General features: G+C 58.2%; 22 protein-coding genes and 2 tRNA genes. 14 read left to right on the forward strand and 10 right to left on the reverse strand.

Annotation, left to right across the window (positions count from 1 at the left end):
- Positions 1-55 precede the first annotated feature (55 nt).
- The 3 genes from IG617_RS04990 to fghA are packed head-to-tail and all read left to right on the forward strand — an operon-like array spanning position 56 to position 2,546.
- Positions 56-1,168, forward strand: coding sequence for an S-(hydroxymethyl)glutathione dehydrogenase/class III alcohol dehydrogenase (locus IG617_RS04990; RefSeq protein ID WP_192107921.1), 1,113 nt, complete (start codon positions 56-58; stop codon positions 1,166-1,168).
- Between the two features lie 2 nt (positions 1,169-1,170).
- Positions 1,171-1,683 (forward strand): GNAT family N-acetyltransferase, encoded by a 513-nt coding sequence (locus tag IG617_RS04995; RefSeq protein ID WP_192107923.1) that lies wholly within the window; start codon positions 1,171-1,173, stop codon positions 1,681-1,683.
- A gap of 35 nt (positions 1,684-1,718) precedes the next feature.
- Positions 1,719-2,546 carry an S-formylglutathione hydrolase gene (gene fghA, locus IG617_RS05000; RefSeq protein ID WP_192107925.1) on the forward strand — a complete coding sequence of 276 codons (828 nt, stop codon included), beginning with the start codon at positions 1,719-1,721 and terminating at the stop codon, positions 2,544-2,546.
- Between the two features lie 53 nt (positions 2,547-2,599).
- On the opposite strand, the gene IG617_RS05005 is transcribed toward fghA, so the two are convergent.
- From IG617_RS05005 to IG617_RS05035, 7 genes are all read right to left on the reverse strand, one after another.
- The gene (locus tag IG617_RS05005; protein ID WP_192107927.1) at positions 2,600-3,694 is read right to left on the reverse strand and encodes a lysophospholipid acyltransferase family protein; all 1,095 of its coding nucleotides are present in this window, start codon (positions 3,692-3,694) and stop codon (positions 2,600-2,602) included.
- Positions 3,691-5,094: a cytochrome P450 gene (locus IG617_RS05010; protein WP_209008274.1), complete on the reverse strand. Its 1,404-nt coding sequence runs from the start codon at positions 5,092-5,094 to the stop codon at positions 3,691-3,693. The genes IG617_RS05005 and IG617_RS05010 overlap by 4 nt, the downstream gene beginning before the upstream one ends.
- Positions 5,095-5,196: 102 nt before the next feature.
- Positions 5,197-5,598, reverse strand: coding sequence for a DUF423 domain-containing protein (locus IG617_RS05015; protein WP_192107931.1), 402 nt, complete (start codon positions 5,596-5,598; stop codon positions 5,197-5,199).
- Positions 5,599-5,688: 90 nt separating this feature from the next.
- A complete protein-coding gene (locus tag IG617_RS05020; protein ID WP_192107933.1) occupies positions 5,689-7,731 on the reverse strand; it encodes a M3 family metallopeptidase in 2,043 nt (680 codons plus the stop codon).
- A 72-nt stretch (positions 7,732-7,803) separates the two neighbouring features.
- Positions 7,804-8,349, reverse strand: coding sequence for an AAA family ATPase (locus tag IG617_RS05025; RefSeq protein ID WP_192107935.1), 546 nt, complete (start codon positions 8,347-8,349; stop codon positions 7,804-7,806).
- A 3-nt stretch (positions 8,350-8,352) separates the two neighbouring features.
- The gene (locus tag IG617_RS05030) at positions 8,353-8,751 is read right to left on the reverse strand and encodes a DUF2306 domain-containing protein (RefSeq protein ID WP_192107937.1); all 399 of its coding nucleotides are present in this window, start codon (positions 8,749-8,751) and stop codon (positions 8,353-8,355) included.
- An 8-nt stretch (positions 8,752-8,759) separates the two neighbouring features.
- The gene (locus tag IG617_RS05035; RefSeq protein ID WP_192107939.1) at positions 8,760-9,374 is read right to left on the reverse strand and encodes a pyridoxamine 5'-phosphate oxidase family protein; all 615 of its coding nucleotides are present in this window, start codon (positions 9,372-9,374) and stop codon (positions 8,760-8,762) included.
- Between the two features lie 547 nt (positions 9,375-9,921).
- On the opposite strand from IG617_RS05035, the gene IG617_RS05040 reads away from it, so the two are divergent.
- From IG617_RS05040 to IG617_RS05070, 7 genes are all read left to right on the forward strand, one after another.
- Positions 9,922-11,277, forward strand: coding sequence for a substrate-binding protein (locus IG617_RS05040; RefSeq protein ID WP_192107941.1), 1,356 nt, complete (start codon positions 9,922-9,924; stop codon positions 11,275-11,277).
- A gap of 108 nt (positions 11,278-11,385) precedes the next feature.
- Positions 11,386-12,417: a branched-chain amino acid ABC transporter permease gene (locus IG617_RS05045; RefSeq protein WP_192107943.1), complete on the forward strand. Its 1,032-nt coding sequence runs from the start codon at positions 11,386-11,388 to the stop codon at positions 12,415-12,417.
- A gap of 3 nt (positions 12,418-12,420) precedes the next feature.
- The gene (locus IG617_RS05050; RefSeq protein ID WP_192107945.1) at positions 12,421-13,626 is read left to right on the forward strand and encodes a branched-chain amino acid ABC transporter permease; all 1,206 of its coding nucleotides are present in this window, start codon (positions 12,421-12,423) and stop codon (positions 13,624-13,626) included.
- A gap of 11 nt (positions 13,627-13,637) precedes the next feature.
- The gene (locus IG617_RS05055; RefSeq protein ID WP_192107947.1) at positions 13,638-14,393 is read left to right on the forward strand and encodes an ABC transporter ATP-binding protein; all 756 of its coding nucleotides are present in this window, start codon (positions 13,638-13,640) and stop codon (positions 14,391-14,393) included.
- The gene (locus tag IG617_RS05060; protein ID WP_192107949.1) at positions 14,390-15,169 is read left to right on the forward strand and encodes an ABC transporter ATP-binding protein; all 780 of its coding nucleotides are present in this window, start codon (positions 14,390-14,392) and stop codon (positions 15,167-15,169) included. Before IG617_RS05055 ends, IG617_RS05060 begins: the two co-directional genes overlap by 4 nt.
- 106 nt (positions 15,170-15,275) lie before the next feature.
- Positions 15,276-16,232 carry a bifunctional Delta(1)-pyrroline-2-carboxylate/Delta(1)-piperideine-2-carboxylate reductase gene (gene lhpI, locus IG617_RS05065; protein WP_192107951.1) on the forward strand — a complete coding sequence of 319 codons (957 nt, stop codon included), beginning with the start codon at positions 15,276-15,278 and terminating at the stop codon, positions 16,230-16,232.
- A 34-nt stretch (positions 16,233-16,266) separates the two neighbouring features.
- Entirely contained in the window at positions 16,267-17,370 is a 1,104-nt protein-coding gene (locus tag IG617_RS05070) for a calcium:cation antiporter (RefSeq protein ID WP_192107953.1), read from the forward strand.
- A 44-nt stretch (positions 17,371-17,414) separates the two neighbouring features.
- Here IG617_RS05070 and IG617_RS05075 read toward each other — a convergent pair whose 3' ends face one another.
- The 3 genes from IG617_RS05075 to IG617_RS05085 form a co-directional block, all read right to left on the reverse strand.
- A complete protein-coding gene (locus IG617_RS05075) occupies positions 17,415-18,269 on the reverse strand; it encodes a GNAT family N-acetyltransferase (protein WP_209008275.1) in 855 nt (284 codons plus the stop codon).
- A gap of 148 nt (positions 18,270-18,417) precedes the next feature.
- A tRNA-Glu gene (locus IG617_RS05080) sits at positions 18,418-18,492 on the reverse strand.
- 136 nt (positions 18,493-18,628) lie between these two features.
- Complete coding sequence (locus IG617_RS05085) at positions 18,629-19,069, reverse strand: VOC family protein (protein WP_192107955.1); 441 nt, start codon at positions 19,067-19,069, stop codon at positions 18,629-18,631.
- Positions 19,070-19,124: 55 nt separating this feature from the next.
- Here IG617_RS05085 and IG617_RS05090 point away from each other — a divergent pair, with 55 nt between their 5' ends.
- The 4 genes from IG617_RS05090 (at position 19,125) to IG617_RS05105 (ending at position 21,467) form a co-directional block, all read left to right on the forward strand.
- Positions 19,125-19,883 (forward strand): SIR2 family NAD-dependent protein deacylase, encoded by a 759-nt coding sequence (locus IG617_RS05090; protein ID WP_192107957.1) that lies wholly within the window; start codon positions 19,125-19,127, stop codon positions 19,881-19,883.
- Between the two features lie 163 nt (positions 19,884-20,046).
- A complete protein-coding gene (locus IG617_RS05095; protein WP_192107959.1) occupies positions 20,047-20,628 on the forward strand; it encodes a cold-shock protein in 582 nt (193 codons plus the stop codon).
- Positions 20,629-20,757: 129 nt separating this feature from the next.
- A complete protein-coding gene (locus IG617_RS05100) occupies positions 20,758-21,261 on the forward strand; it encodes a DUF192 domain-containing protein (RefSeq protein WP_192107961.1) in 504 nt (167 codons plus the stop codon).
- Between the two features lie 129 nt (positions 21,262-21,390).
- A tRNA-Pro gene (locus IG617_RS05105) sits at positions 21,391-21,467 on the forward strand.
- Positions 21,468-21,479 lie beyond the last annotated feature (12 nt).

Consider the following 21,479-nt stretch of genomic DNA (forward strand, 5'->3'; position numbering starts at 1 on the left):
CACCGGGGAAAGAGTTTCTGGAAACGCCCCGATTTGAGTCCTGAGGAGTTTGATGATGAAGACGCGCGCAGCAGTGGCACTTGGTGCCGGCAAGCCACTCGAGGTCATGGAGGTCAACCTTGAAGGGCCGAAGGCGTTCGAGGTTCTGGTGGAAATCAAGGCGACAGGAATTTGCCATACGGATGAGTTCACCCTGTCTGGTGCCGATCCGGAAGGTCTTTTCCCGGCGATCCTAGGCCATGAAGGTGCGGGTGTTGTTGTCGAGGTGGGGCCTGGCGTCACGTCGTTGAAGCCGGGCGATCATGTGATTCCGCTCTACACGCCGGAATGCCGCCAGTGCGAGTACTGCCTCAACCCGAAGACCAACCTGTGTCAGGCCATCCGCTCCACCCAGGGCGCGGGCGTGATGCCGGACGGATCCTCGCGCTTCACGACGCTGGATGGTGATCCGATCCTGCACTATATGGGCACGTCGACCTTCTCGAACTACACGGTGGTTCCTGAAATCGCGCTGGCAAAGATCCGCGAGGACGCGCCGTTCGACAAGGTCTGCTACATCGGCTGCGGCGTGACCACCGGCATCGGTGCGGTGATCAACACGGCCAAGGTTGAAATTGGCTCCAAGGCCATCGTCTTCGGTCTTGGCGGTATTGGCCTCAATGTGCTGCAGGGTTTGCGCCTTGCAGGTGCCGACATGATCGTCGGTGTCGATCTGAACAATTCCAAGAAGGAAATGGCGGAACGCTTCGGCATGACCCATTTCGTCAACCCGTCGGAAGTGGAAGGCGATCTCGTGGCCTATCTGGTCGATCTGACCAAGGGCGGCGCGGATTACACCTTCGATGCGACTGGCAACGTCAATGTCATGCGCACAGCGCTTGAAGCCTCGCACAAGGGATGGGGCGAGAGCATCATCATCGGCGTGGCACCCGCAGGAGCCGAGATCTCGACCCGCCCATTCCAGCTGGTGACGGGCCGCAACTGGCGCGGCACGGCCTTCGGCGGCGCGCGTGGCCGGACGGATGTCCCGAAGATCGTTGACTGGTACATGGACGGCAAGATCGAAATCGATCCGATGATCACCCACACGATGCCACTTGAGGACATCAACAAGGGCTTTGACCTGATGCACGCCGGCGAATCCATTCGCTCGGTGGTGCTGTACTAGTCATGACGGAGCTTGTGGTCCGTCCGATGCGTTCGGCGGACAACGAAGAGGTCCTGGACATGCTCCAGCCGGTTTTCGCGGCTGGAGACACCTATGCCATCGACACGGACATGTCTCGTGCGGAAACGCTGGCCTATTGGACCGGCGGCGGGCACGAGGCGTTCGTCGTCGAGGCGAGCGAAGATGGACGGACGCAGCTTTTGGGTACTTACTACCTGTGCCAGAATCATAAGGGCGGCGGCGCCCACGTCTGCAACTGCGGTTTTGTCACGGCGGCGGCAGCCAGAGGCAAGGGCGTTGCCCGAACCATGCTGGAACATGCGTTGAAAACGGCGCCGGAGCGCGGCTTCAGGGCCATGCAGTTCAACTTCGTTGTCTCGACCAACACGCGCGCAATCGCGATCTGGCAAAGTTATGGCTTTGACATCGCGGGTCGGCTGCCGGGGGCCTTCAACCACCCGTCACATGGCTATGTCGATGCTCTGGTGATGTACAAGGATCTGACCCAGGCGTGACCCATTTCCGTTTGCCTCATAGAAAGAGCTGACCCATGAAAACTGTTTCGGAAAACCGCAGCTTTGGCGGTGTTCAGGGTGTCTATAGCCACGCATCGAAGGTTTGCGGCGTGGAGATGACCTTCGCGGTCTATTTGCCGCCGCAAGCCAGCCAGGGACCGGTGCCGGTGCTGTGGTATCTCTCCGGCCTGACCTGCACCCATGAGAACGCCATGACAAAGGCCGGCCTTCAGGCTCATGCGGCTGAGTTCGGCGTTGCCTTGGTGTTTCCCGACACAAGCCCGCGCGGAGAAGGCGTTGCCAACGACGATGCCTATGACCTGGGGCAGGGGGCCGGCTTTTACGTCAATGCAACGCAGGATCCCTGGAAGCCACACTTCCAGATGGAAGACTATATTGTTCAAGAGCTTCGAGATCTGGTGCAGGAGAACTTTGCGGTCACCGAAAGCCACGGCGTGACGGGCCATTCCATGGGTGGACATGGTGCCTTGACGCTGGCAATGCGCCACCCGGATCATTTCGTTTCCTTGTCAGCCTTTGCCCCGATCGCCAATCCGACCCAGTCGGACTGGGGGCGCAAGCAACTTGGTGCCTATCTTGGCGACGACGAGAGCCTTTGGTCAGGGCATGACGCCACGCTTCTTCTGCGCGACAAGGGCTGGAAGGGCGATATTCTTGTTGATCAGGGTGCAAGTGACCAGTTTCTGGATCTGCTGAAGCCGGAATCACTTGCCTCAGCACTGGCCGAGACCAGGACGCCGTCCGTGTTCCGGATGCGGGAAGGCTATGATCATTCCTACTTCACCGTGTCGACCTTTGGCCGCGATCACGTTGCCTGGCACGCAGAACGTCTGAAATCCTGATCAGGACGGTTCCCGGCAGGTGGCGAGCGCTGGATTGATTCCATCTCCTCCTGTCAGGACAGGCGCTTTGAGCAGTTTTTGCCAAGGTTTCTTTCGAAATTTGGCGGCAAACGCAATTCGCCCAGCATGTACCAGTGCTCGATGTTGTCGAGAACGATTGGCTCGAAGATATCGTTGAAGGCCTGCAGTGTTGGCTGCAGGTCGTAACGTTTTGTATAGTCGGCGGCGTTTGGTTCCAGCGGCGGCAGGATGTTGAGGTCGAAATCCGGACCGTTTTGGCGGCTCAGGTAGAACGGCACAATTGTGCCGCCGGCCGCATTCGCCAGCTTGATCGCGACCACCGCGTTGCCTTTGTCCGGCAAGGGACGGCCGAATGCCGGCAGATGAACCTGGTTGTCGCGCACCTCGTCTATAAAGATCGTCAGTGACGCTGCGCCGCTGCGCAGGAGCTTGTGCAGGCGAATGGCGCTGCGCTGACCGGGTGGAAACAGATACTGGTTTCGCCGTTTTCTCAGCCTGTAGACGATGCGGTTGGTGAACCGGTTCGGCTCCGGCTGAAATGGCCCGATGCTCGGGGCGGCCAGCCCTTCATGAATGGCTGTAAAAGCTGCTTCCCAGGTTCCCAGATGCATGGACACGAAGATCAGCGGCTTGCCGAGTTCCTGCGCCCGCTCGAGATTTTCCAGCCCCTGGACCTTCAAGTGGCCTTCGCGCCAAAGGTGGTTGGCCTTGGAAAACTCGGCCATGGTGCGGCCGATGTTGCGCCACCAGCGCTTCAATCCATCCTGCTTTTCCTGATCGGTGCGACCGATACTAGACGTCAGCGCGTGGAAATTCCGCTCGATCCGCTGGGCGAAAATACGGTTCTTGTATCTCAGGCGTGCCAGGTCAGCGGTCGCATGGCCGAAGGCAGAGACGAAGCGGGCTGGAAGTCGCGCAAGCAGCTCGTGAAATGCGGTGTTGAGAAGACCATCGACCGGATGGGTGATCCAGTATCGCCGCGCTGCAGTTCGCTTATCTCCCGCCGGCCCGAAGATAGCCCGCGCCGAAGGGGTAGGCGGCTCTTCCGGCCTAGTCTCGCGGAAGGGAATGTCTTCAAGCCGCAGTCCGCTGCTCTGGTCAGCGTTCTTCTGTTTTTGAAGCGTCATGCGGCCCGGTTTTGCAGCAGCATGGGCAGATCCGCTCCGGGGCGAAGTGTCAGGCGGGCAACTGGCTGTACGTCCGTTCCCGGCTTGAGCTTGGGCTCAAATTTTCGCGCGAGGATCGCCAGGCTCAGTATGGCCTCGGTCATGCCGAATTGCAGACCGGCGCAGATCCGCGGACCAATCGAGAAGGGCACATAGCCGTATTTGTTCGGGCGTTTGGATTTCTGCAGGAAGCGCTCTGGCCAGAAGGCGTCAGGCTTGCTCCACAGAACCGGATTGCGATGCATGAGCCACGGCACCACCATGACCAGGGAGCCCTTGGGGATCGCCTTGCCGCCGATCTCGGTGTCTTCCATCGCTTCGCGTGCCAGGATCGGCACAGGCGGATAGAGCCGCAGCGTTTCCTCGATCACCGCCTTGGTGTAGGGCAAGTCGGCCACATCCTTGAAGGTTGGCGTTCTGTCGCCAAGGACGGTGTCGATCTCAAGATGGAGTTTAGCTGCTGTCTCCGGAGACTGGGACAGGAGATACCACGTCCAGGCGAGTGTGTTGGCGGTGGTTTCATGTCCCGCCATGAAGATGACGGCAGCTTCATTGCGGATGGCATCGCGGCTCAGTGGTTCGCCGTTTTCATCGCGCGCTTCCAAAAGCCCGCCGATGACCGAGGCTTCGCCGGCGTCCTTTTGGGCGCTGTAGCTGTCGATGATCTCGTCGAGAACCTTCAGGATCCGGTCTTTCGATTTCCGGATGGCGCGCCCCCGGAACCGCGGCAACCATTCCGGCAAGCCGAACATGGAAATCAGATCAATCTGATCGATGTGGCGCTGATAGTCCGAGAATCCTTCGACCACCTCGCTGGCGTAGTTGGCGCCCAGATTTCTGCCGAAAATGGTGCGGGAGATGATCTCTGCGGTGAGGTGAGCCATTTCCTCAAGGGCGTCGATCTCCGCGCCATCGGGACGCGCGGCCCACTCCTCGCGCTTTTCAATGATCGTATCGACCATGATCGGCGCGAAACCTGGAACGCGGGAGCCGTGGATGATCGGTGCCACGACCTTGCGCCGCTTGGCCCAAGTGTCTGTGTCGCTGACGAAAAGCCCGTCGCCGAGAAGAGGTTCCAGCGCGTGGCGCATTTGGGGGCTTTTGCGCTGCAGGGCGCGGTGGTTGGACTGGAAGGCCTCACGCACGACATCGGGGCGATTGCAGATCACCAACTCGCGCGTAAAAACCCGTGTGCTTCTCAAACGGCTTTGAAAATCATCCATGCCCCAGATCGACAGGAAGTTCTTTTTTGCCATTCCGATCAGGGTCCAGATCGGTGGCATCTGCTCGTAGCGGAACGGGTAGGGAGGCACAAATGCCTCTGTTTTCTCTGCGCTTTTTGGCGAAACGGAAACAGTCAACTGAGTTCCTTTTGAAAGTCCTTCGTCGGCAATTGGCAGAGTCATATCGTCAAACTTCACCGATGGCACCCCTGTTTGTTGGCAGGGGGGCTTTGTGGCTGTCTAGCGTGCCCGGATACGCAGGGCAGAAAGCGCCAGAGCAACCCAGCCCAGGATCAACATCATTCCGCCCGTTGGGGCGGACATGGGGAACAGGCGCTGATCGAGAAAGGCGCGAAACAGAAGATCGCCGCAAAAGAGCGCCAGACCGATTGTCAGAAGAGCAAGGCCGACGGCAAGAAACGGAATGCGCCGAACCTGAGCCAGCGCCGAGATCGCCAGGAACGCGGGGGCATGGAACAGCAGCATCTCGGCAGCCGTGCCCACAAGGCCCGTGGTGTCGATATGGGCAGAGGCCGCCATCAGCATGACACCGGCTGCGCCGAACAGACCTCCAAGAACAAGGGAGATGCGCATGATCGGCGAAGTCGGCTCATCTGGTGCGCTGATGGTTCGGTGGCTCATCATCAAGTCCTTGCAGCTTGTCTTGTCCCGGGCGAGGAGCAAGGCATTGCCCGCTCTCCGTCCGATCTTGCTATCAGTCTTGCATGAAGCCTATGCGGCCAAACCGCGCTTGGTCAAAAGCGCGTTGATTTCCGGGGCACGGCCGCGGAAGGCCTTGTAGGTTTGCGCAGGGTCGGGACGTCCTCCTGCAGAATAGATATGTGTGTAGAGTTTTTCTGCCGTCTCCGGGTCAAAGATGTCCCCCTTTTCCTCGAAGGCGCCAAAGGCGTCGGCATCCATCACCTCCGACCACATGTAGCTGTAATAGCCGGCAGAGTAGCTATCACCTGCAAAGGCATGGGCAAAGTGAGGCACCCTGTGGCGCATGGTGATGGCATCCGGCATGTCGATTGCCTGAAGGGTCTTCTTCTCGAAGTCGGTCACGTCGAGATCGCTTGCCTCGGTCAGGAGGTGAATTTCGAGATCCACAAGGGCGCAGGCGGTGTATTCGACCGTCGCGAAACCCTGGTTGAAATTCTCCGCCGCCAGCAGCTTGTCCAGCAGGGCGTTTGGCATGGCTTCGCCCGTCTTGTAGTGGACAGCGAAGCGCGACAGGACTTCTGGCTCAGACAACCAGTGTTCGTAGAGCTGCGAGGGCAGTTCCACGAAGTCGCGCGCCACACCTGTGCCTGAAATGATCGGGTAGGTGACATTCGACAAGAGCCCGTGGAGGCCATGGCCGAACTCGTGGAACAGGGTCCGGGCGTCGTCGAAGGTCAGAAGCGTTGCTTCACCGGGCGTGCCCTTGGAGAAGTTCATGACATTGACGATGATCGGCGAGATCTCGCCATCCAGCCTATGCTGGGAGCGGAAAGCACTCATCCAGGCTCCGGAGCGTTTTGAGGCGCGCGCGAAATAATCGCCTAGGAACAATCCGACATGCTTGCCGTCCCGATCCTTGACCTCGAAGACGCGCACATCTGGATGATAGGTTGGCAGGCCATGCTTTTCCTCAAAGCTCAGGCCGAAGAGGCGGGTCGCCGTGTCGAAAGCCGCCTCGATGATCTTGTCGAGTTGGAGGTAGGGTTTCAACTCGGTTTCATCGAGATCGAATTCGTCCTTGCGCACCTTCTCGGCGTAGTGACGCCAGTCCCAGGGGGCGATCTTGAAGTTGCCACCTTCCGACCGTGCCATCTCTGCGAGTTTTTCTTCCTCTTCGCGGGCCCGCTTGAGGGCAGGCGTCCAGACCTTGGTCAGGAGCTCGCGGACAGCGTCAGGCGTCTTCGCCATGGTGTCGTCGAGCTTGAAATGGGCAAAGCTGTCAAAGCCCAGCAATTTTGCTTTTTCTGCGCGCAGAGCGACGGTCTTGGAGACAATCTCGCGGTTGTCAGTTTCACCACCGCCTTCTCCACGGCCAGACCAGGCCTTGAACGCGGTTTCGCGCAAGGGCCGGTTGGTCGAGAACTGCAGGAAGGGCTCGATGGATGAGCGCGACAGGGTGATGACGTATTTGCCTTCAAGCCCGCGTTCTGCGGCAGCTTCCGCCGCGGCCGCGATGAGGAAGTCGGGCAGTCCTGCCAGGTCTTCCTCGCTTTCGAGGACGAGCTTGTAGTCGGCTTCGTCTTTCAGGACGTTCTGTGCAAACTGAGTGCCGATACTGGCGAGGTTTTGCGAGATCTCTGCCATGCGGGATTTGCCGGCTGCACCAAGCCCTGCACCCGCACGCTGGAACATGGTGTGGTACCGCTCCAGGACACGGGCCTGTTCCTCGTCAAGGCCAAGCTCGCCGCGCTGGCTCCACAGGGATGCGATCCGCTGAAAGAGCGCTTCATTTTGAAAGGTTTCCGACCCGTGTTTTGCGAACTTGGGCGCCATTTCGCGTTCGATAGCCTGAAGGTCCGGATTGGTATGAGCGCCGCTGAGATTGTAGAAGGTGCGCGCGGCGCGTGTCAGCAATTCGCCGGACGCTTCCAACGCACGAATGGTGTTGTCAAAGGTCGGTGCTTCCGCGTTGTCGGCGATCGCGTTGATTTCAGCGCGTGCTTGCACCATGGCCTTTTCGAACGCTTCGGTGAAATGGGCCGGCTCGATGTCCGAGAAAGGCGGCAGCTCGAATGGGGTGTTCCATTCGGTCAGAAGCGGATTTGCGGTCATGACGTCCTCAACGGCTTTATTTGAATTTCAGAGAGATATGGCGTGGATCGGGGTGTGTTCCAAGGGGAAAGCTCAAGCGTCCATCTGATCAAGTTCATTTAGGAGCATATCAGTGCGGTCAGCGACCGAGGTCTTGGGCAGGAGTGTGACTTGATAGCCAAGAGACCGATAGGAGGACAGCAGGTGCTCATATTCAAGGGCCGCTTCCTTAAATGAAGCTTTTCGCTCCTGGTCATTGACGAAAATCTGCTGCCAAGGAGGCGTCAGGAAGACGGTTTTGGCATAGGAAACAGCGCGCAAGGCTGCGCCGAGATCGGCCGGAACAGAGATCCGCTTCATTTCCAGATAGGCAAAAAGATCGATCAGGGAGCGGTCCAGAAAGACGCGGCGCTCCTGATTTGGAAGCTTCGCCAGATCCTGCATGTGAAGATCGCAGCAGGCACGGCAAAAGGCCAGTGGATCGATCCAGGGCAGGGCGTTTGAGTTGGTTTGGAGTGCGTCTGCGACCACCCGCCGTCCAGCTTCCGGCACCACCGTGAAGCCACGGTCTTTCAATTCATCCAGAACGGAAGACTTCCCGCCGCCTGAGCAGCCGGAGAGAATGAAGGGGCTCGGCATCTGCTAGGATCCAAACAGAACCGTACGCATGGTTCGGCCTGGCATCAGTGCGAAAAAACCGGCGATCAGCAAGGCACCTGTGTAGAGCAGAATCATGGTCTTGCGGTGTTCCCGGATGTCTTTCCGGCGCGCCTCGAGGACGCCGCTGATCAGACCAAAGAGGGCCAGCAGAGAGAGAATATGGATCGGGCTGAACGGCCCCCAGAGGCGAATTTCATAGATGAAAAAGCTCGATCCAGCGATCCAGAGCATCAATATGACCCAGACGTAGCCGAGCGTCCGGTGAGGCAGCGTGCCCTTGGGCGCTGCCAATTGAACAGCGCCAAGCACGAAAGCTGTGAGGGCAGCGAGCGCGTGACTTGCAACCAGCCAGCCAGCGTCCAGAAGTGGGGCAATTGTCATAGCGCAGCTTACCACATTGATTTGGCGGCGCGATCCGGCCATTCATCGTCATAGGCCTTGCCGCCGACCTCGCCACTCGACATGTGCTCCAGGATTTGTCCGGGGGTGGGGAGAGCTGCCGTGTCGACATGATTGGCACTGTCCCAAAGACCTGCGCGAATGACAGCACGGGCGCATTGGAAATAGATCTCCGAGATCGTTATACGGATCACGCAACGTGGCTCCTTGCCCTTCATCGCAAGGTTCTTCAAAAGCTCCGGATCTGTGGACAGCTCGGCCGTGCCGTTGATGCGTAGCGTATTGCCGGATCCGGGGATCAGCATCATCAGGGCGATACGAGGGTCGCGCACAATGTTGTGCAGGGAATCGATCCGGTTGTTGCCGCGCCGATCGGGCATCAGGAGCGTTTTTTCATCCTGAATGACGAGACATTGGCCGGCGTCACCGCGCGGCGAACAGTCGAGACCCTCCGGACCTGCGGTCGCCAGCGCACAGAAGGGGGAGGCTTCGATCAGGAGCCGATATTGCGGCGTCACCCGATCGCCGACCTTTGCGGTGGAGGCCAGCGCTGGTGTTCCGTAGAGCTCGTGGAGTTCATCGGCGGAGGTGATCAGATGGTTCATGGTCGATCCCTGGTTTTCACGTTTTGTCGTCAGGCCCGCTTCGGAGCAGACAGAGTCTTTCAGAAGCACTTGTCATTCTTGCGAATAGTCGATTCGACGAGGCAGTTTAGGCGAATACGGGGGTGCGCTGGGCTCACTGATGCAATTTTGAAGGGCCCAGCGGAAAGATGCGTCTTTGACTTTCGGATAAGACGATTTTGAGATTAATTAGCCGGTGCGGTCGAGTTGACCATGCTGCGTTGCGGCGTTGATTGTCATTTATCAAATAAAAATAGCTGGATACCGAATTGATGCGCTGCATCATTTCTTCCAAATTTGTATTTTCTTTCTAGGGCTTCAAGTTTTTTGTCCAAGCTCGGTCAACAAGACCACGCCGATAGTCGTATTGCTTGTTTGGCTTACGCTTTTCTACAGTCGCAGCAGCTCGTAGTCCCTGCGGCAAAGTGGTCGTTGTTTTGACCGGAAAGTGTTGCTCGGGGCCGCTGGCACATCCTGCAAGTGTTTGCAGACATTCGTGTAGGCTTTTGGGCCTTTCTGGGAGGAAAGTATGACCCTTATACGTAAACCATTCAGCCGTCGTTCCATTTTGCGTGCTGGTGCCGCAGGTGGCATCGGTCTGGCTGCTCCGACGATCTTCACCAGCAACGCATGGTCGGCCGGTTATCTGAACGAACCAACCGGTTCCACCGTGACGCTCGGCTTCAACGTACCTCAGACCGGTCCTTATGCGGACGAGGGTGCGGACGAACTGCGCGCCTATCAGCTTGCTGTCGAGCACCTCAACGGCGGCGGCGACGGCGGAATGCTGACCACCTTCTCGTCGAAGGCGCTCAAAGGCAACGGTATCCTCGGCAAGAAGGTCGAGTTTGTGACCGGTGACACGCAGACCAAGTCTGATGCTGCGCGTGCTTCTGCCAAATCCATGATCGAAAAAGACGGCGCCATCATGATCACCGGCGGTTCGTCCTCTGGTGTGGCTGTGGCTGTGCAGGCTCTCTGCCAGGAAGCCGGCGTCATCTTCATGGCCGGTCTGACCCACTCCAACGACACCACCGGTAAGGACCGGAAGGCCAACGGCTTCCGTCACTTCTTCAACTCCTACATGTCCGGTGCAGCACTTGCTCCGGTGTTGAAGAATGCCTACGGCAGTGACCGTAAGGCTTACCACCTGACAGCCGACTACAACTGGGGTTACACCACAGAACAGGCGGTCAAGGAATCCACAGAAGCAATGGGCTGGGAGACTGTCGAGACAGTCAAAACCCCGCTGGCTGCGACTGACTTCTCCGCCTACATCACGCCGGTCTTGCAGTCCGATGCAGACGTGCTGGTGCTGAACCACTACGGCGGCAACATGGTGAACTCGCTCACCAACGCCGTTCAGTTCGGTCTTCGCGATAAGGTCGTCAACGGCAAGAACTTCGAGATCATCGTTCCGCTTTACTCCCGCCTGATGGCGAAGGGTGCAGGCGCCAACGTTAAGGGCATCTTCGGTTCCACCAACTGGCACTGGTCGCTGACCGACGAAGGCTCCCAGGCGTTCGTCCGTTCCTTCGGTCAGAAGTACGGCTTCCCGCCGAGCCAGGCGGCTCACACGACCTATGTTCAGGCGCTGCTTTATGCTGATGCCTGTGAGCGTGCAGGCACGTTCAACCCATGTGGTGTCGTGGAAGCCCTGGAAGGCTTCGAGTTCGACGGCTTGGGCAACGGCAAGACGCTGTACCGTGCAGAAGACCACCAGTGCTTCAAGGACGTGCTCGTTGTGAAGGGTAAGGAAAACCCGACTTCCGAGTTCGATCTTCTTGAAATCGTTGAGGTCACACCTGCCGAGCAGGTCACTTACGCACCGGATCACCCCCAGTTCGCTGGCGGTGCTCTCGGCACCTGTAACCCGGGCGCATAATCTTCAAAAACTGAGGGACAGGGCGGTTCTTCTGCCCTGTCCTTATTCCTTGTAATTCGCGCGGTTGGGTGTTGCCGCGACGCGCGCTGATGATCCGAGCTGAGAGCGATGGACGCGATACTTCTTCAAATCTTGAATGGTCTGGACAAAGGCTCAGCCTATGCGCTGATTGCCTTGGGTTTGACCCTCATATTCGGTACTTTGGGCGTTGTGAACTTCGCCCATGGGGCCTTGTTCATGATCGGGGCCTTCTGTGCCGTGACCCTGAGCCGGCTTTTGTCCGTGTCCTTCGTGACAATCGACGAAACCCGCAAGGATTTCCTCGGCAATCCGCTCAAAGTCGAAACACCCTATGTGGAATCCTGGTTCGGTCCCGAGGTGGGCGCAGCCATTATCGACTGGTCGGTTCCCCTTGCGATCCTGTTCTCCATTCCGATCATGGCCCTGGTTGGCCTTGTCATGGAGCGCGGCCTGATCAAGCATTTCTACAAGCGTCCGCATGCCGACCAGATCCTTGTGACCTTTGGCCTTGCCATCGTCTTGCAGGAAATCATCAAGTATTTCTATGGCGCGAACCCGATCCCGACGCCTGCGCCGGCGGCCTTTGCAGGCAGCTTTGATTTCGGTGCCCTGGTGGGCATGGATCCGAATGTGATCATCTATCCGTACTGGCGTATCGTCTACTTCATGTTTGCGGCGCTCATTGTCGGCGCGGTGTTTGCCTTCCTCCGGTTCACGACCTTCGGCATGGTCGTGCGTGCGGGCATGGCAGACAGGGAGACAGTCGGCCTTTTGGGGATCGATATCGACCGGCGGTTCACCTTCATGTTCGCCTTGGCGGCCGTTGTGGCCGGGCTGGCAGGGGTAATGTACGCCCCGATCAATTCACCCAACTACCACATGGGCATGGACTTCCTTGTTCTGAGCTTCGTTGTGGTGGTTGTCGGCGGCATGGGCTCCTTGCCGGGCGCTGTCGCTGCAGGGTTCCTGCTGGGCATCCTGGAGAGTTTCGCCTCTATGGCACAGGTCGTTGCGCTGTTCCCAGGCATCAACCAGATCATCATCTATCTCGTTGCGATCGTGATCCTCCTGACCCGTCCGCGAGGTCTGATGGGCCGCAAAGGTGTTATGGAAAGCTAAATCATGCTTGGACTTAACAAAAAAGACACTTCGCTCTTCTTACTCGTGCTTGCGCTCGTGGTGTTTGCTCCGCTCCTGTTGAATCCGTTCCCGGAAGGCTCGGAGCTGGCGCAATTCAATGCAGGCTATCCGGATCTGATGCAGCGTTTCCTGATCTTCGGGATCTTCGCTGTCGGCTTCAACATCCTCTTCGGCCTCACCGGCTACCTCAGCTTTGGCCATGCGGCTTTCCTGGGTGTGGGTTCCTACGCCGGTGTCTGGATGATGAAGCTGCTGACCATGAATGTCATTCCGGCGATCTTCATGTCGGTGGTCTTTGCGGGTCTGTTCTCCCTGCTGGTCGGGTACATTTCCCTGCGGCGTTCAGGCATCTACTTCTCGATCCTGACCCTTGCCTTTGCGCAGATGTCGTTTTCGCTGGCCTATTCAGTCCTGACGCCGATCACCAACGGGGAAACCGGGCTGCAACTGGCCCTGAATGACCCGCGTGTCCTTGGAGTCAGCCAGGTGGACGGTTCGATCCCTGCGGCAAACTTCTTCGGCATTGCAATGCGTGACAGTTTCGAACTGAGCATGGGCGGCTGGCTCTTCACGTTCAATGCTGGCTACTATCTGTGTGCGGTTGTGATGATGGTCGCATTCTATGTGGCAATCCGGATCTTCCGCTCGCCCTTTGGCATGATGCTGCGGGCCGTGAAGTCCAACCAGCAGCGGATGAATTTCACCGGATTGAACTCCAAGCCCTACACGCTGGCAGCCTTTGTCATATCCGGAATGTATGCCGGGTTGGCCGGGGGGCTCATGGTGGCGATGGACCCGCTTGCAGGTGCGGAGCGCATGCAGTGGACAGCATCCGGTGAGGTCGTTCTGATGACGATCCTCGGCGGTGCGGGGACCTTGATCGGGCCGGTGCTCGGGGCAGGCTTCATCAAGTACTGCGAGAACATCTTCTCCAAGATCAATGACAACATTCTCTATGATTGGTTCGCGGGCCTTCCCGAAGGCCTTGCCGACTTCCTGGTGTTCGTCATTCATCCCTTCATCGGCAAGGGCTGGCATTTGACCCTTGGCATCATGTTCATGCTGATCGTCATCTTCCTGCCGGGCGGCATCATGGAAGGCTTCGAGAGGATTGGCCGGCTGTTCAAGCGCAAGCCGTCGTCCGGCGAGAGCGTCAGTGCCAAAACGTCGACCACGCCAGCTGAATAAGGTGAACTGATATGGAAATCCTCAAAGTCGAGGGTGTGAACAAGTCGTTCGGCGGACTGCGTGCTCTCAACAATGTCAACTTCAAGGTGGAAGAAGGCACGGTTCACGCGATCATTGGACCGAACGGTGCCGGCAAGTCGACCTTTCTCAACTGCATGATCGGCCGTCTGGTGCCTGATACAGGAACCGTGATGTTCGGGGACGTTTCCCTGACCGGCATGAAGCCGCACCAGATCAACCAGGTGGGTGTGTCGCGCGTGTTTCAGACGCCGGAAATCTTCGGCGATCTGACCTTGCTGGAAAACGTCATGATCCCGACGCTAGCTAAGCGCGACGGAGAGTTCGCTCTTCATGCCTTCGTTCGCGTTGATCAAGATACGGAAGTGCGCGACAAGGCCCTGCACATGTTGGAGGACGTCGGCCTGGTTGAAAAGCGGGAGATGGTCGCCAACAGCCTTTCGCGCGGCGACAAGCGGCGTCTCGAGCTGGCGATGTGCTTGTCACAGGACCCCAAGCTTCTTCTTCTGGATGAGCCTACCGCGGGCATGTCCCGAGCTGACACCAACAACACAATCGATCTCCTGAAGCGGATCGGCGATCGCGGGATCACCAAGGTGGTCATTGAACACGATATGCACGTTGTGTTTTCGCTTGCCCAGAAGGTGACTGTGCTCGCCCAGGGCGCGATCATTGCAGAAGGTAAGCCGGAAGACATCAAGGGCGATCCGCGCGTTCAGGAAGCCTATCTCGGAGGAGCGCATCTATGAGCGTTATCGACGATCAACTTGCCGGCAAGACTGCGCCGGGCATCAAGCCGGTCAAGCCGCAGGGCGGCGCACCTGCGTTCTTTTCCGCTTGGGATATGCACGCCTACTATGGCGAGAGCTACATCGTTCAGGGCGTCAACTTTGATGTGCGTGAAGGCGAAATCCTTGCCCTTCTCGGCCGGAACGGTGCGGGCAAGACCTCGACCTTGCGGACGATTGCGCGCATGGATGATCCGCAGCTGACCCATGGCGAGATCTGGCTTGATCATAAGCCGCTTCATGAAATGAAGAGCTTTGAAGCGGCCCAGGTCGGTGTCGGCCTCGTCCCGGAAGACCGGCGGATCATTTCCGGCCTGACGGTGCAGGAAAATCTGGAGCTCTCCCAGATTGCGGAGCCCAAGGGCTGGTCCATCGAGCGGATCTATGACCATTTCCCGCGTCTTGCGGAGCGCCGCAATCAGGAAGGCACGACCATGTCCGGCGGTGAGCAGCAGATGCTCGCCCTGGCGCGTGTTCTTGCCCGCGATATCAAGCTGTTGTTGCTGGATGAGCCCTACGAAGGGCTGGCGCCGGTGATCGTTCAGGAAATCGAGCGCATTCTGGAGGGGGTCAAGGAGCTTGGCATCACCACCATTATCGTCGAGCAGAACGCCATCGCTGCGCTTCACCTTGCGGACCGTGCCGTGATTCTCGACATGGGCGAGGTGGTTTTTGACGGCGCCGCTCAGGAGGTGCTCGACAATGCGGAGCTGAGGCACGAGTATCTGGCGATCTGATCGCCTGCGACTCTGTTGTTCCCAATCATGAGCCGGCGTCGATCAGACGCCGGCTTTTTTCGTGTCGGTCTTCACGCCCGTCAGATCATCCGCTTGAGGACGCTCCATGCTGCTGCTTTCGCAGGAAGAAACCCTTAAGGCCCTGCCATTCCTCGCGCTGGTTGATGCGCTTGATGCCATGTTCAAGAGCGGCTGTGAAATGCCCGTCCGCCACCACCATGACATGGCGGTTCCGGGGGAACCCGATGCGACGATGCTGCTGATGCCAGCCTGGGTGCCCGGGGCGTTTGCTGGTGTGAAGATCGTCAATGTGATGCCTGGAAACTCCGGCAGGGGCCTGCCGGCGATCTCTGCGGAATATCTTCTGTCAGATGCGCGGACAGGTGAAATGCTGGCGATGATCAACGGCGGTGAGTTGACCGCCCGCCGCACGGCTGCGGCATCGGCATTGGCGGCGCGCTATCTTGCCCGCAAAGACGCGAGCCATCTTGTCGTGGCGGGAACGGGAAGGGTGGCCCTGAATCTGGTTGGTGCGCATTTGGCGGTGCGGCCGATCACGCGTGTGACGTTCTGGGGGCGCAGTCTGGACAAGGCGCAGGCACTTGCTGCTGAGGCGTCAGCGCTTTACGGGATCACGGTTGAGGGCACGTCAGATCTCGAACAAGCCGTGCGCGCAGCGGACATCGTCAGTGCCGCGACCCTGTCGAAAGATCCCTTGATCCTGGGGGAGTGGCTGCAGCCAGGAACACACGTCGACCTTGTTGGCGCCTTCAAGCCTTCCATGCGGGAGAGTGACGACGAGGCGGTGCGCCGGGCCAGTGTCTTTGTTGATACGCGCGAGGGCTGCACCAAGGAGGGGGGCGATATCTCCCAGCCCCTGGCATCCGGCGTCCTGAGACCGTCGGACATCAAGGCCGACCTCCATGACCTTGCGCAAGGGCTGCACAAGGGCCGCGTGGATGATGAAGAGATAACCCTTTTCAAATCAGTTGGGGCGGCGCTTGAAGATCTCGCCGGTGCAATTCTTGCCTATAGGACTGTGGCATCGGCTGCCGCGTCATGAGGATCTCCGTTCTGCAAAGCTGAGATGGGATGCAATGAACAGTATCAAGATGGAAAGTGCCTCGATCGCCGGCTTTTTGCTGTTTGGTGCATTTCTGTATGTTGGCGACGCGATTGATCCGGCCCAGATCGGTCTAGGCGGTTCGCTTGGCGTTCTCGCGGTTCTCTTTGCCGGGATGATGTGGTGTGCATTTTCGGTCGTGCGCCATGCGGAATGTCTGGCGACGCTGTTGGGAGAACCCTATGGCACCTTGATCCTGACCCTCGCTGTCATAGGCATAGAGGTTGCCCTGATTTCAGCAGTTATGCTGTCCGGAGATGCCAAGCCCACCCTCGCGCGCGAAACCATGTTCTCGGTGGTGATGATCGTCCTGAACGGCCTGGTCGGCCTTTGCCTTCTGGTGGGAGGGCTGCGCCATCGGAACCAGACCTACAATCTGCAGGGTGCAAATGCATTTCTGTCGGTCCTGATCCCTTTGGCTATCTTTGCGCTGGTGTTGCCGAGAGTGACCCATTCCGCGCCAGGCGGACAACTGTCAAACCTGCAGGCCGGGTTTGAAATCATTATGTCCCTGGTTCTCTATGGTGTTTTTCTGGCTATACAGACCAAGACACATAGCGACATCTTTCGCCAGCCAAACGCCAGAGACGATGACCACGCACACGGCGACCTGCTCCTACGCAGCATTCCCTTTCACGTGGTGGGGCTGTTTGCAGCGCTTTTGCCGATTATTCTGCTGTCAAAGAAACTGGCGCTTTACGCCGATTTCGGAATTGAGGGAATTGGGGCGCCCTTGGCTCTCGGAGGGTTCTTGGTCGCCGCTCTGATTCTGATGCCCGAGGGCTTGAGTGCGCTTCAATCTGCCAGGGAAAACAAGCTGCAGCGGGCGGTCAATATTTGTCTCGGCTCTGCGGTTGCTACGATCGGCCTGACGGTGCCTGCAGTTCTGGTAATCGGCTATATCACTAATGAGCCGATTGAGCTGGGCCTGGAGATCGCCGACATCGTATTGCTGGTTCTGACCCTGGTTGTCAGCATTGTCACTTTCGCTAGTCGTTCAACGAATTATCTGCAGGGTGCAGTTCACCTGACGCTCTTTGCAGCTTACGTCATGATGATTTTCGACTTGTCCAGCTAAAGGCTTTTTGAACTTTATCCGAAACTGCTTTCGCGCGCCGAATATCAGCCCAGTTCGAACGTGGTGATGCCGAAGGTGCGCTCCAGCGGCAGGTCAGGTGCTTGGCCCTTGTACATTCTGGCGGTTTCGAACACGGGGGACAACTCATGACGCTCTGCCAGCTCGAGGGCTGCCTGGTTGGGCTCGGGCGTGTCCAGATAGACCGTCTGTCCCTTGGCCTGTCCAGCAAGCGCCCGGAACAGCGTGTCGGCGATTTCAGGAGTGTCGGCAAACAGAGGGCCGACCTTGAAGCCATCATCGCATTGGCGGATGACACCATAGCCCTTGACTACGCCGTCGTCGACGAAGGCGAAGCCGCGCCGGCTCGACACCATGGGCGCGCACCAGAGCTTTAGAAAACCGGCTCGGTCGCCACCTGAAAAGTCTTGGTCATAGTCGCGGATCGAGGGAAAGATGCCCTGGCCAAGCGGAGAGAGCCGCGGGTCCATCGGTGTGTCCGTCATGGCGATGCCGCTTTGGCGGATGTTGCGATGGGCCAGATCAAAGCCGGATGTGCGGTAGTTATCCTGCTGATCGACCACGCCATCGAGGCCGATTGTCCGTGCGCCGAGATAGGCAATTGCGTGTTTCCAGATGGCGATGCCATAGCCCTTGCCGCGGTGTTCCGGTCGGCAGATGTAAAAGCCGATGAAGCCGTAATCGTCGCCGTAGCGAATGCCGGAGATGCAGGCCACCGGCTCGCCCTCGTTCCAGGCCATGAAAAGCCCGCTGGGATCGGCCGTTCGAAAAGGCTCGAGATCATCCAGACCGGGATTCCAGCCTTCTTCCGCGGCCCAAGACAGGGCGCGCTTCAGATCGGCTTCGCTCATGACACGGATATCGAGCGCGGTATCGATCATCAAAATGGCTCCTGGAAATGAATTGCGCGTGTGAACCACGCCTGTCCATTGATAGGCGCGCTGCAACGATCAGGTCAATTGAGGAAACGCGTTAGATCGCGTCGAGCCGGCCGAGGGCAACACTGAATATTATAAAGGGGAGGGGAAGTGGTACGCCCAAGGGGAATCGAACCCCTGTTTTCGCCGTGAAAGGGCGACGTCCTAACCGCTAGACGATGGGCGCACAGTCGACGCAGTTGCGCCGTGGGAAGGCTTATAGGCAGATTTTTCGGCCGCTGCAAGTGGCATTTGATACAAAATGCACAGGCCCGGAGTTCCGGGCCTGTGCCGGTTTCACGACAGCTTGGAGCTATGCCGTCTTACCACTCGCCGGTGTTGGGCATGGAGGCCCAAGGTTCGGCCTTTTCAAGCGATTCACCCTTCTGCAGCAGCTCAAAGGAGATGCCGTCCGGTGACCGCACAAATGCCATCCGTCCATCGCGCGGCGGGCGGTTGATGGTGACGCCATTGTTCTGAAGATGGGCGCAGAATTCGTAGATGTTGTCGACTTCATAGGCCAGGTGACCGAAGTTGCGACCACCGCTGTATTCTTCCGGATCCCAGTTGTAGGTGAGTTCCAGGAGCGGTGCGCTGACAGACTTTCCGCTTTCGACGTCTTCGGACCCGGCCAGGAAGATCAGAGTGAACCGGCCGCCCTCGTTTTCGATGCGGCGGGTTTCAATCATGCCCATCTTGTTGCAGTAGAAATCGAGCGAAGCGTCGACGTCGGTGACGCGGACCATGGTGTGCAAATAGCGCATGGACTGTTCCCAGTTGATTTGGCGTGGTTGGAACCTGAAGGATAGGATCGCCACTATGACAGAAATAACAGAACTTGCCACCGCCCGGTCCACGTTGGCCGATCTCCTGAGCGAAGAGACCGGTCGTCTGGTGGTGTTGACGGGCGCCGGCATCTCGACCGAATCCGGGATACCCGATTTTCGCTCGCCCGGCGGCATATGGTCCCGAATGGAACCGATTCAATACGGGGACTTTGTCTCCGACCCCGATCAGCGCGCCGAAGACTGGCGGCGACGTTTTGAAATGAAGCGGATCTTTGATGAGGCGTCGCCCAATGCGGCTCACAAGGCTCTGGCGAGCCTGGCGCAGTCCGGCCGCCTGTCCTTGTTGATCACGCAAAATGTGGATGGGCTGCATCAGCGCAGTGGTGTTCCCGAAGAGCTTCTCGTCGAGCTCCATGGCAACAGCACATATGCAAGCTGTCTTGAGTGCGGAGCGCGGGCAGACCTCGAACCGCAAAAGAAGATTGTTGCGGCCGAAGAAACGCCTCTTTGTCTGGAATGCGGCGGGCTCCTGAAGGCAGCTGTGGTCAGTTTTGGGCAGGCAATGCCGGCAGAGGCCATGGAAGAGGCAGCTCACGCGGCCCGCAGATCAGACCTTTTTCTGGTTGTCGGTTCCTCCCTTCTGGTTCACCCGGCGGCAAAGCTTCCGGTCCTTGCAGCTCATGCAGGTGCGAGGCTTTGTATTTTGAACAGGGAGGAAACGCCGCTCGATGCGCTTGCCGACGTTGTGATCCGAACGCCAATTGCCCAGACTTTCGAGGGTCTTATCTGACATTTTGCTGCAGCCTGTGGAAATCGGCTGTGGTTAGTTGGACAATTTCTCTTCTCGCTTTGGGGCAGGGTGTTATCCTTTCGTTAGGAATCAACCGCTCGCTGAGTCGCTTTTGGAGCGCTGGCGGGTTGAAAGATGCGGACCAGACACGGGGCAATAGGCTATGGGGGGCAAAACCTTTACGGATCCCCGCGCGATCGATACGGCAGAGGATGTTGCCGTTGACGTTATCGAGGTTGCGGGCTCTATAAAGTGGTTCGATGTTGCCAAAGGATATGGCTTCATTGTCCCGGACAGCGGTGAGGGAGACATCCTCCTTCACGTCACTTGCCTGAGAAGAGACGGCTATCAGACTGCCTATGAAGGTGCTCGGGTCGTTTGTGAAGTTCTCGACAGGCCGCGTGGCTTGCAGGCATTCAGAATTCTCTCGATGGATGAATCAACGGCGCTTCATCCCTCTCAGCTGCCTCCTTCCAGAACGCATGTTCAGGTGGTGCCTGAGGGCGGGTTTGAGGCTGCAACAGTGAAGTGGTTCAACCGCGTCAAGGGCTTCGGCTTTCTCACCCAGGGCGAGGAAAGCGAAGACATCTTCATTCACATGGAGACCTTGCGCCGCTTTGGCATCACGGAACTCCGGCCGGGTCAGGAAGTCTTGGTTCGCTTCGGCATGGGCCCCAAGGGACGCATGGCGGCGGAGATCAGGCCGTCCGGCACGAGCGGTGTTCATATTCCCTCGTCTCACTAGGGCGCGTTCCAACGCAAGCGTTATTGGACCGAACGGGCGTCCAGATTTTAAGGTCGGCTTGGTCCGGCCTTTTTCTTTGATCACTCGGTTTCCAAGCTTCATCAGGGCCTCTATGCGTGGAGAAAACACATGGCGAACGTTCGAAAGTCCCCTGGCCTTGTCCTGAGCGCGGTAGGTGTAGGGCTTCTTGTTTGGCTCTTGTCATTTTTTTCGATCGCGGGATCGAACGCGCAGAGCGCAGGCGAGTTGCCGGTCGAGGACCTGATGGTGATGAGCGGCGAGGAGAGCCATGCCTTCCGCGTCGAGGTTGCCAGCACCGATGCCCAAAGAGCGCAAGGACTGATGCACAGGGAGCAAATGGATGCCGACCATGGCATGTTGTTTGTCTTCGACGCCGAGGGGGAGCGCTATTTCTGGATGAAAGACACGCCGCTGTCGCTCGACATCATTTTTGCTGCTGCTGACGGCAAGATTGTTCGGATCGCCGAACGGACGACGCCTTTTTCCGAAAAAATCATTCCCTCGCGGGGTGACGCCCGTTTTGTGCTCGAGCTTGTCGGCGGTACGAGCGAAAAGCTAAAGATATCAACAGGTGATCGTTTGATCTCGCCAGCGATTTTTCCTGAGGAATAGGCGCTTTTTGAGCAAATGAAGCTTCCGGATGGATACGGATCGGGGGATCATGTTGCGCTTCTTTGAAATGGCGTCTTGAACTCGCCACCAAATTCAGTATACCGGGCCTCAGATGTTTCATCGATCCGTCGGGGCATAGCGCAGCCTGGTAGCGCATCTGGTTTGGGACCAGAGGGTCGCAAGTTCGAATCTTGCTGCCCCGACCACTTCTCTCCTTA

The organism is Roseibium polysiphoniae (genome assembly GCF_014842925.1).
Classification (GTDB): domain Bacteria; phylum Pseudomonadota; class Alphaproteobacteria; order Rhizobiales; family Stappiaceae; genus Roseibium; species Roseibium polysiphoniae.

What these genes read in the sequence shown, in the direction of transcription:
- IG617_RS04990 (WP_192107921.1), top strand. Translation starts at nt 56, where the DNA reads ATGAAGACGCGCGCAGCAGTGGCACTTGGTGCCGGCAAGCCACTCGAG.
- IG617_RS04995 (WP_192107923.1), top strand. Translation starts at nt 1,171, where the DNA reads ATGACGGAGCTTGTGGTCCGTCCGATGCGTTCGGCGGACAACGAAGAG.
- fghA (WP_192107925.1), top strand. Translation starts at nt 1,719, where the DNA reads ATGAAAACTGTTTCGGAAAACCGCAGCTTTGGCGGTGTTCAGGGTGTC.
- IG617_RS05005 (WP_192107927.1), bottom strand. Translation starts at nt 3,694, where the DNA reads ATGACGCTTCAAAAACAGAAGAACGCTGACCAGAGCAGCGGACTGCGG.
- IG617_RS05015 (WP_192107931.1), bottom strand. Translation starts at nt 5,598, where the DNA reads ATGAGCCACCGAACCATCAGCGCACCAGATGAGCCGACTTCGCCGATC.
- IG617_RS05020 (WP_192107933.1), bottom strand. Translation starts at nt 7,731, where the DNA reads ATGACCGCAAATCCGCTTCTGACCGAATGGAACACCCCATTCGAGCTG.
- IG617_RS05025 (WP_192107935.1), bottom strand. Translation starts at nt 8,349, where the DNA reads ATGCCGAGCCCCTTCATTCTCTCCGGCTGCTCAGGCGGCGGGAAGTCT.
- IG617_RS05030 (WP_192107937.1), bottom strand. Translation starts at nt 8,751, where the DNA reads ATGACAATTGCCCCACTTCTGGACGCTGGCTGGCTGGTTGCAAGTCAC.
- IG617_RS05035 (WP_192107939.1), bottom strand. Translation starts at nt 9,374, where the DNA reads ATGAACCATCTGATCACCTCCGCCGATGAACTCCACGAGCTCTACGGA.
- IG617_RS05040 (WP_192107941.1), top strand. Translation starts at nt 9,922, where the DNA reads ATGACCCTTATACGTAAACCATTCAGCCGTCGTTCCATTTTGCGTGCT.
- IG617_RS05045 (WP_192107943.1), top strand. Translation starts at nt 11,386, where the DNA reads ATGGACGCGATACTTCTTCAAATCTTGAATGGTCTGGACAAAGGCTCA.
- IG617_RS05050 (WP_192107945.1), top strand. Translation starts at nt 12,421, where the DNA reads ATGCTTGGACTTAACAAAAAAGACACTTCGCTCTTCTTACTCGTGCTT.
- IG617_RS05055 (WP_192107947.1), top strand. Translation starts at nt 13,638, where the DNA reads ATGGAAATCCTCAAAGTCGAGGGTGTGAACAAGTCGTTCGGCGGACTG.
- IG617_RS05060 (WP_192107949.1), top strand. Translation starts at nt 14,390, where the DNA reads ATGAGCGTTATCGACGATCAACTTGCCGGCAAGACTGCGCCGGGCATC.
- lhpI (WP_192107951.1), top strand. Translation starts at nt 15,276, where the DNA reads ATGCTGCTGCTTTCGCAGGAAGAAACCCTTAAGGCCCTGCCATTCCTC.
- IG617_RS05070 (WP_192107953.1), top strand. Translation starts at nt 16,267, where the DNA reads ATGAACAGTATCAAGATGGAAAGTGCCTCGATCGCCGGCTTTTTGCTG.
- IG617_RS05075 (WP_209008275.1), bottom strand. Translation starts at nt 18,269, where the DNA reads ATGATCGATACCGCGCTCGATATCCGTGTCATGAGCGAAGCCGATCTG.
- IG617_RS05085 (WP_192107955.1), bottom strand. Translation starts at nt 19,069, where the DNA reads ATGCGCTATTTGCACACCATGGTCCGCGTCACCGACGTCGACGCTTCG.
- IG617_RS05090 (WP_192107957.1), top strand. Translation starts at nt 19,125, where the DNA reads ATGACAGAAATAACAGAACTTGCCACCGCCCGGTCCACGTTGGCCGAT.
- IG617_RS05095 (WP_192107959.1), top strand. Translation starts at nt 20,047, where the DNA reads ATGGGGGGCAAAACCTTTACGGATCCCCGCGCGATCGATACGGCAGAG.
- IG617_RS05100 (WP_192107961.1), top strand. Translation starts at nt 20,758, where the DNA reads ATGGCGAACGTTCGAAAGTCCCCTGGCCTTGTCCTGAGCGCGGTAGGT.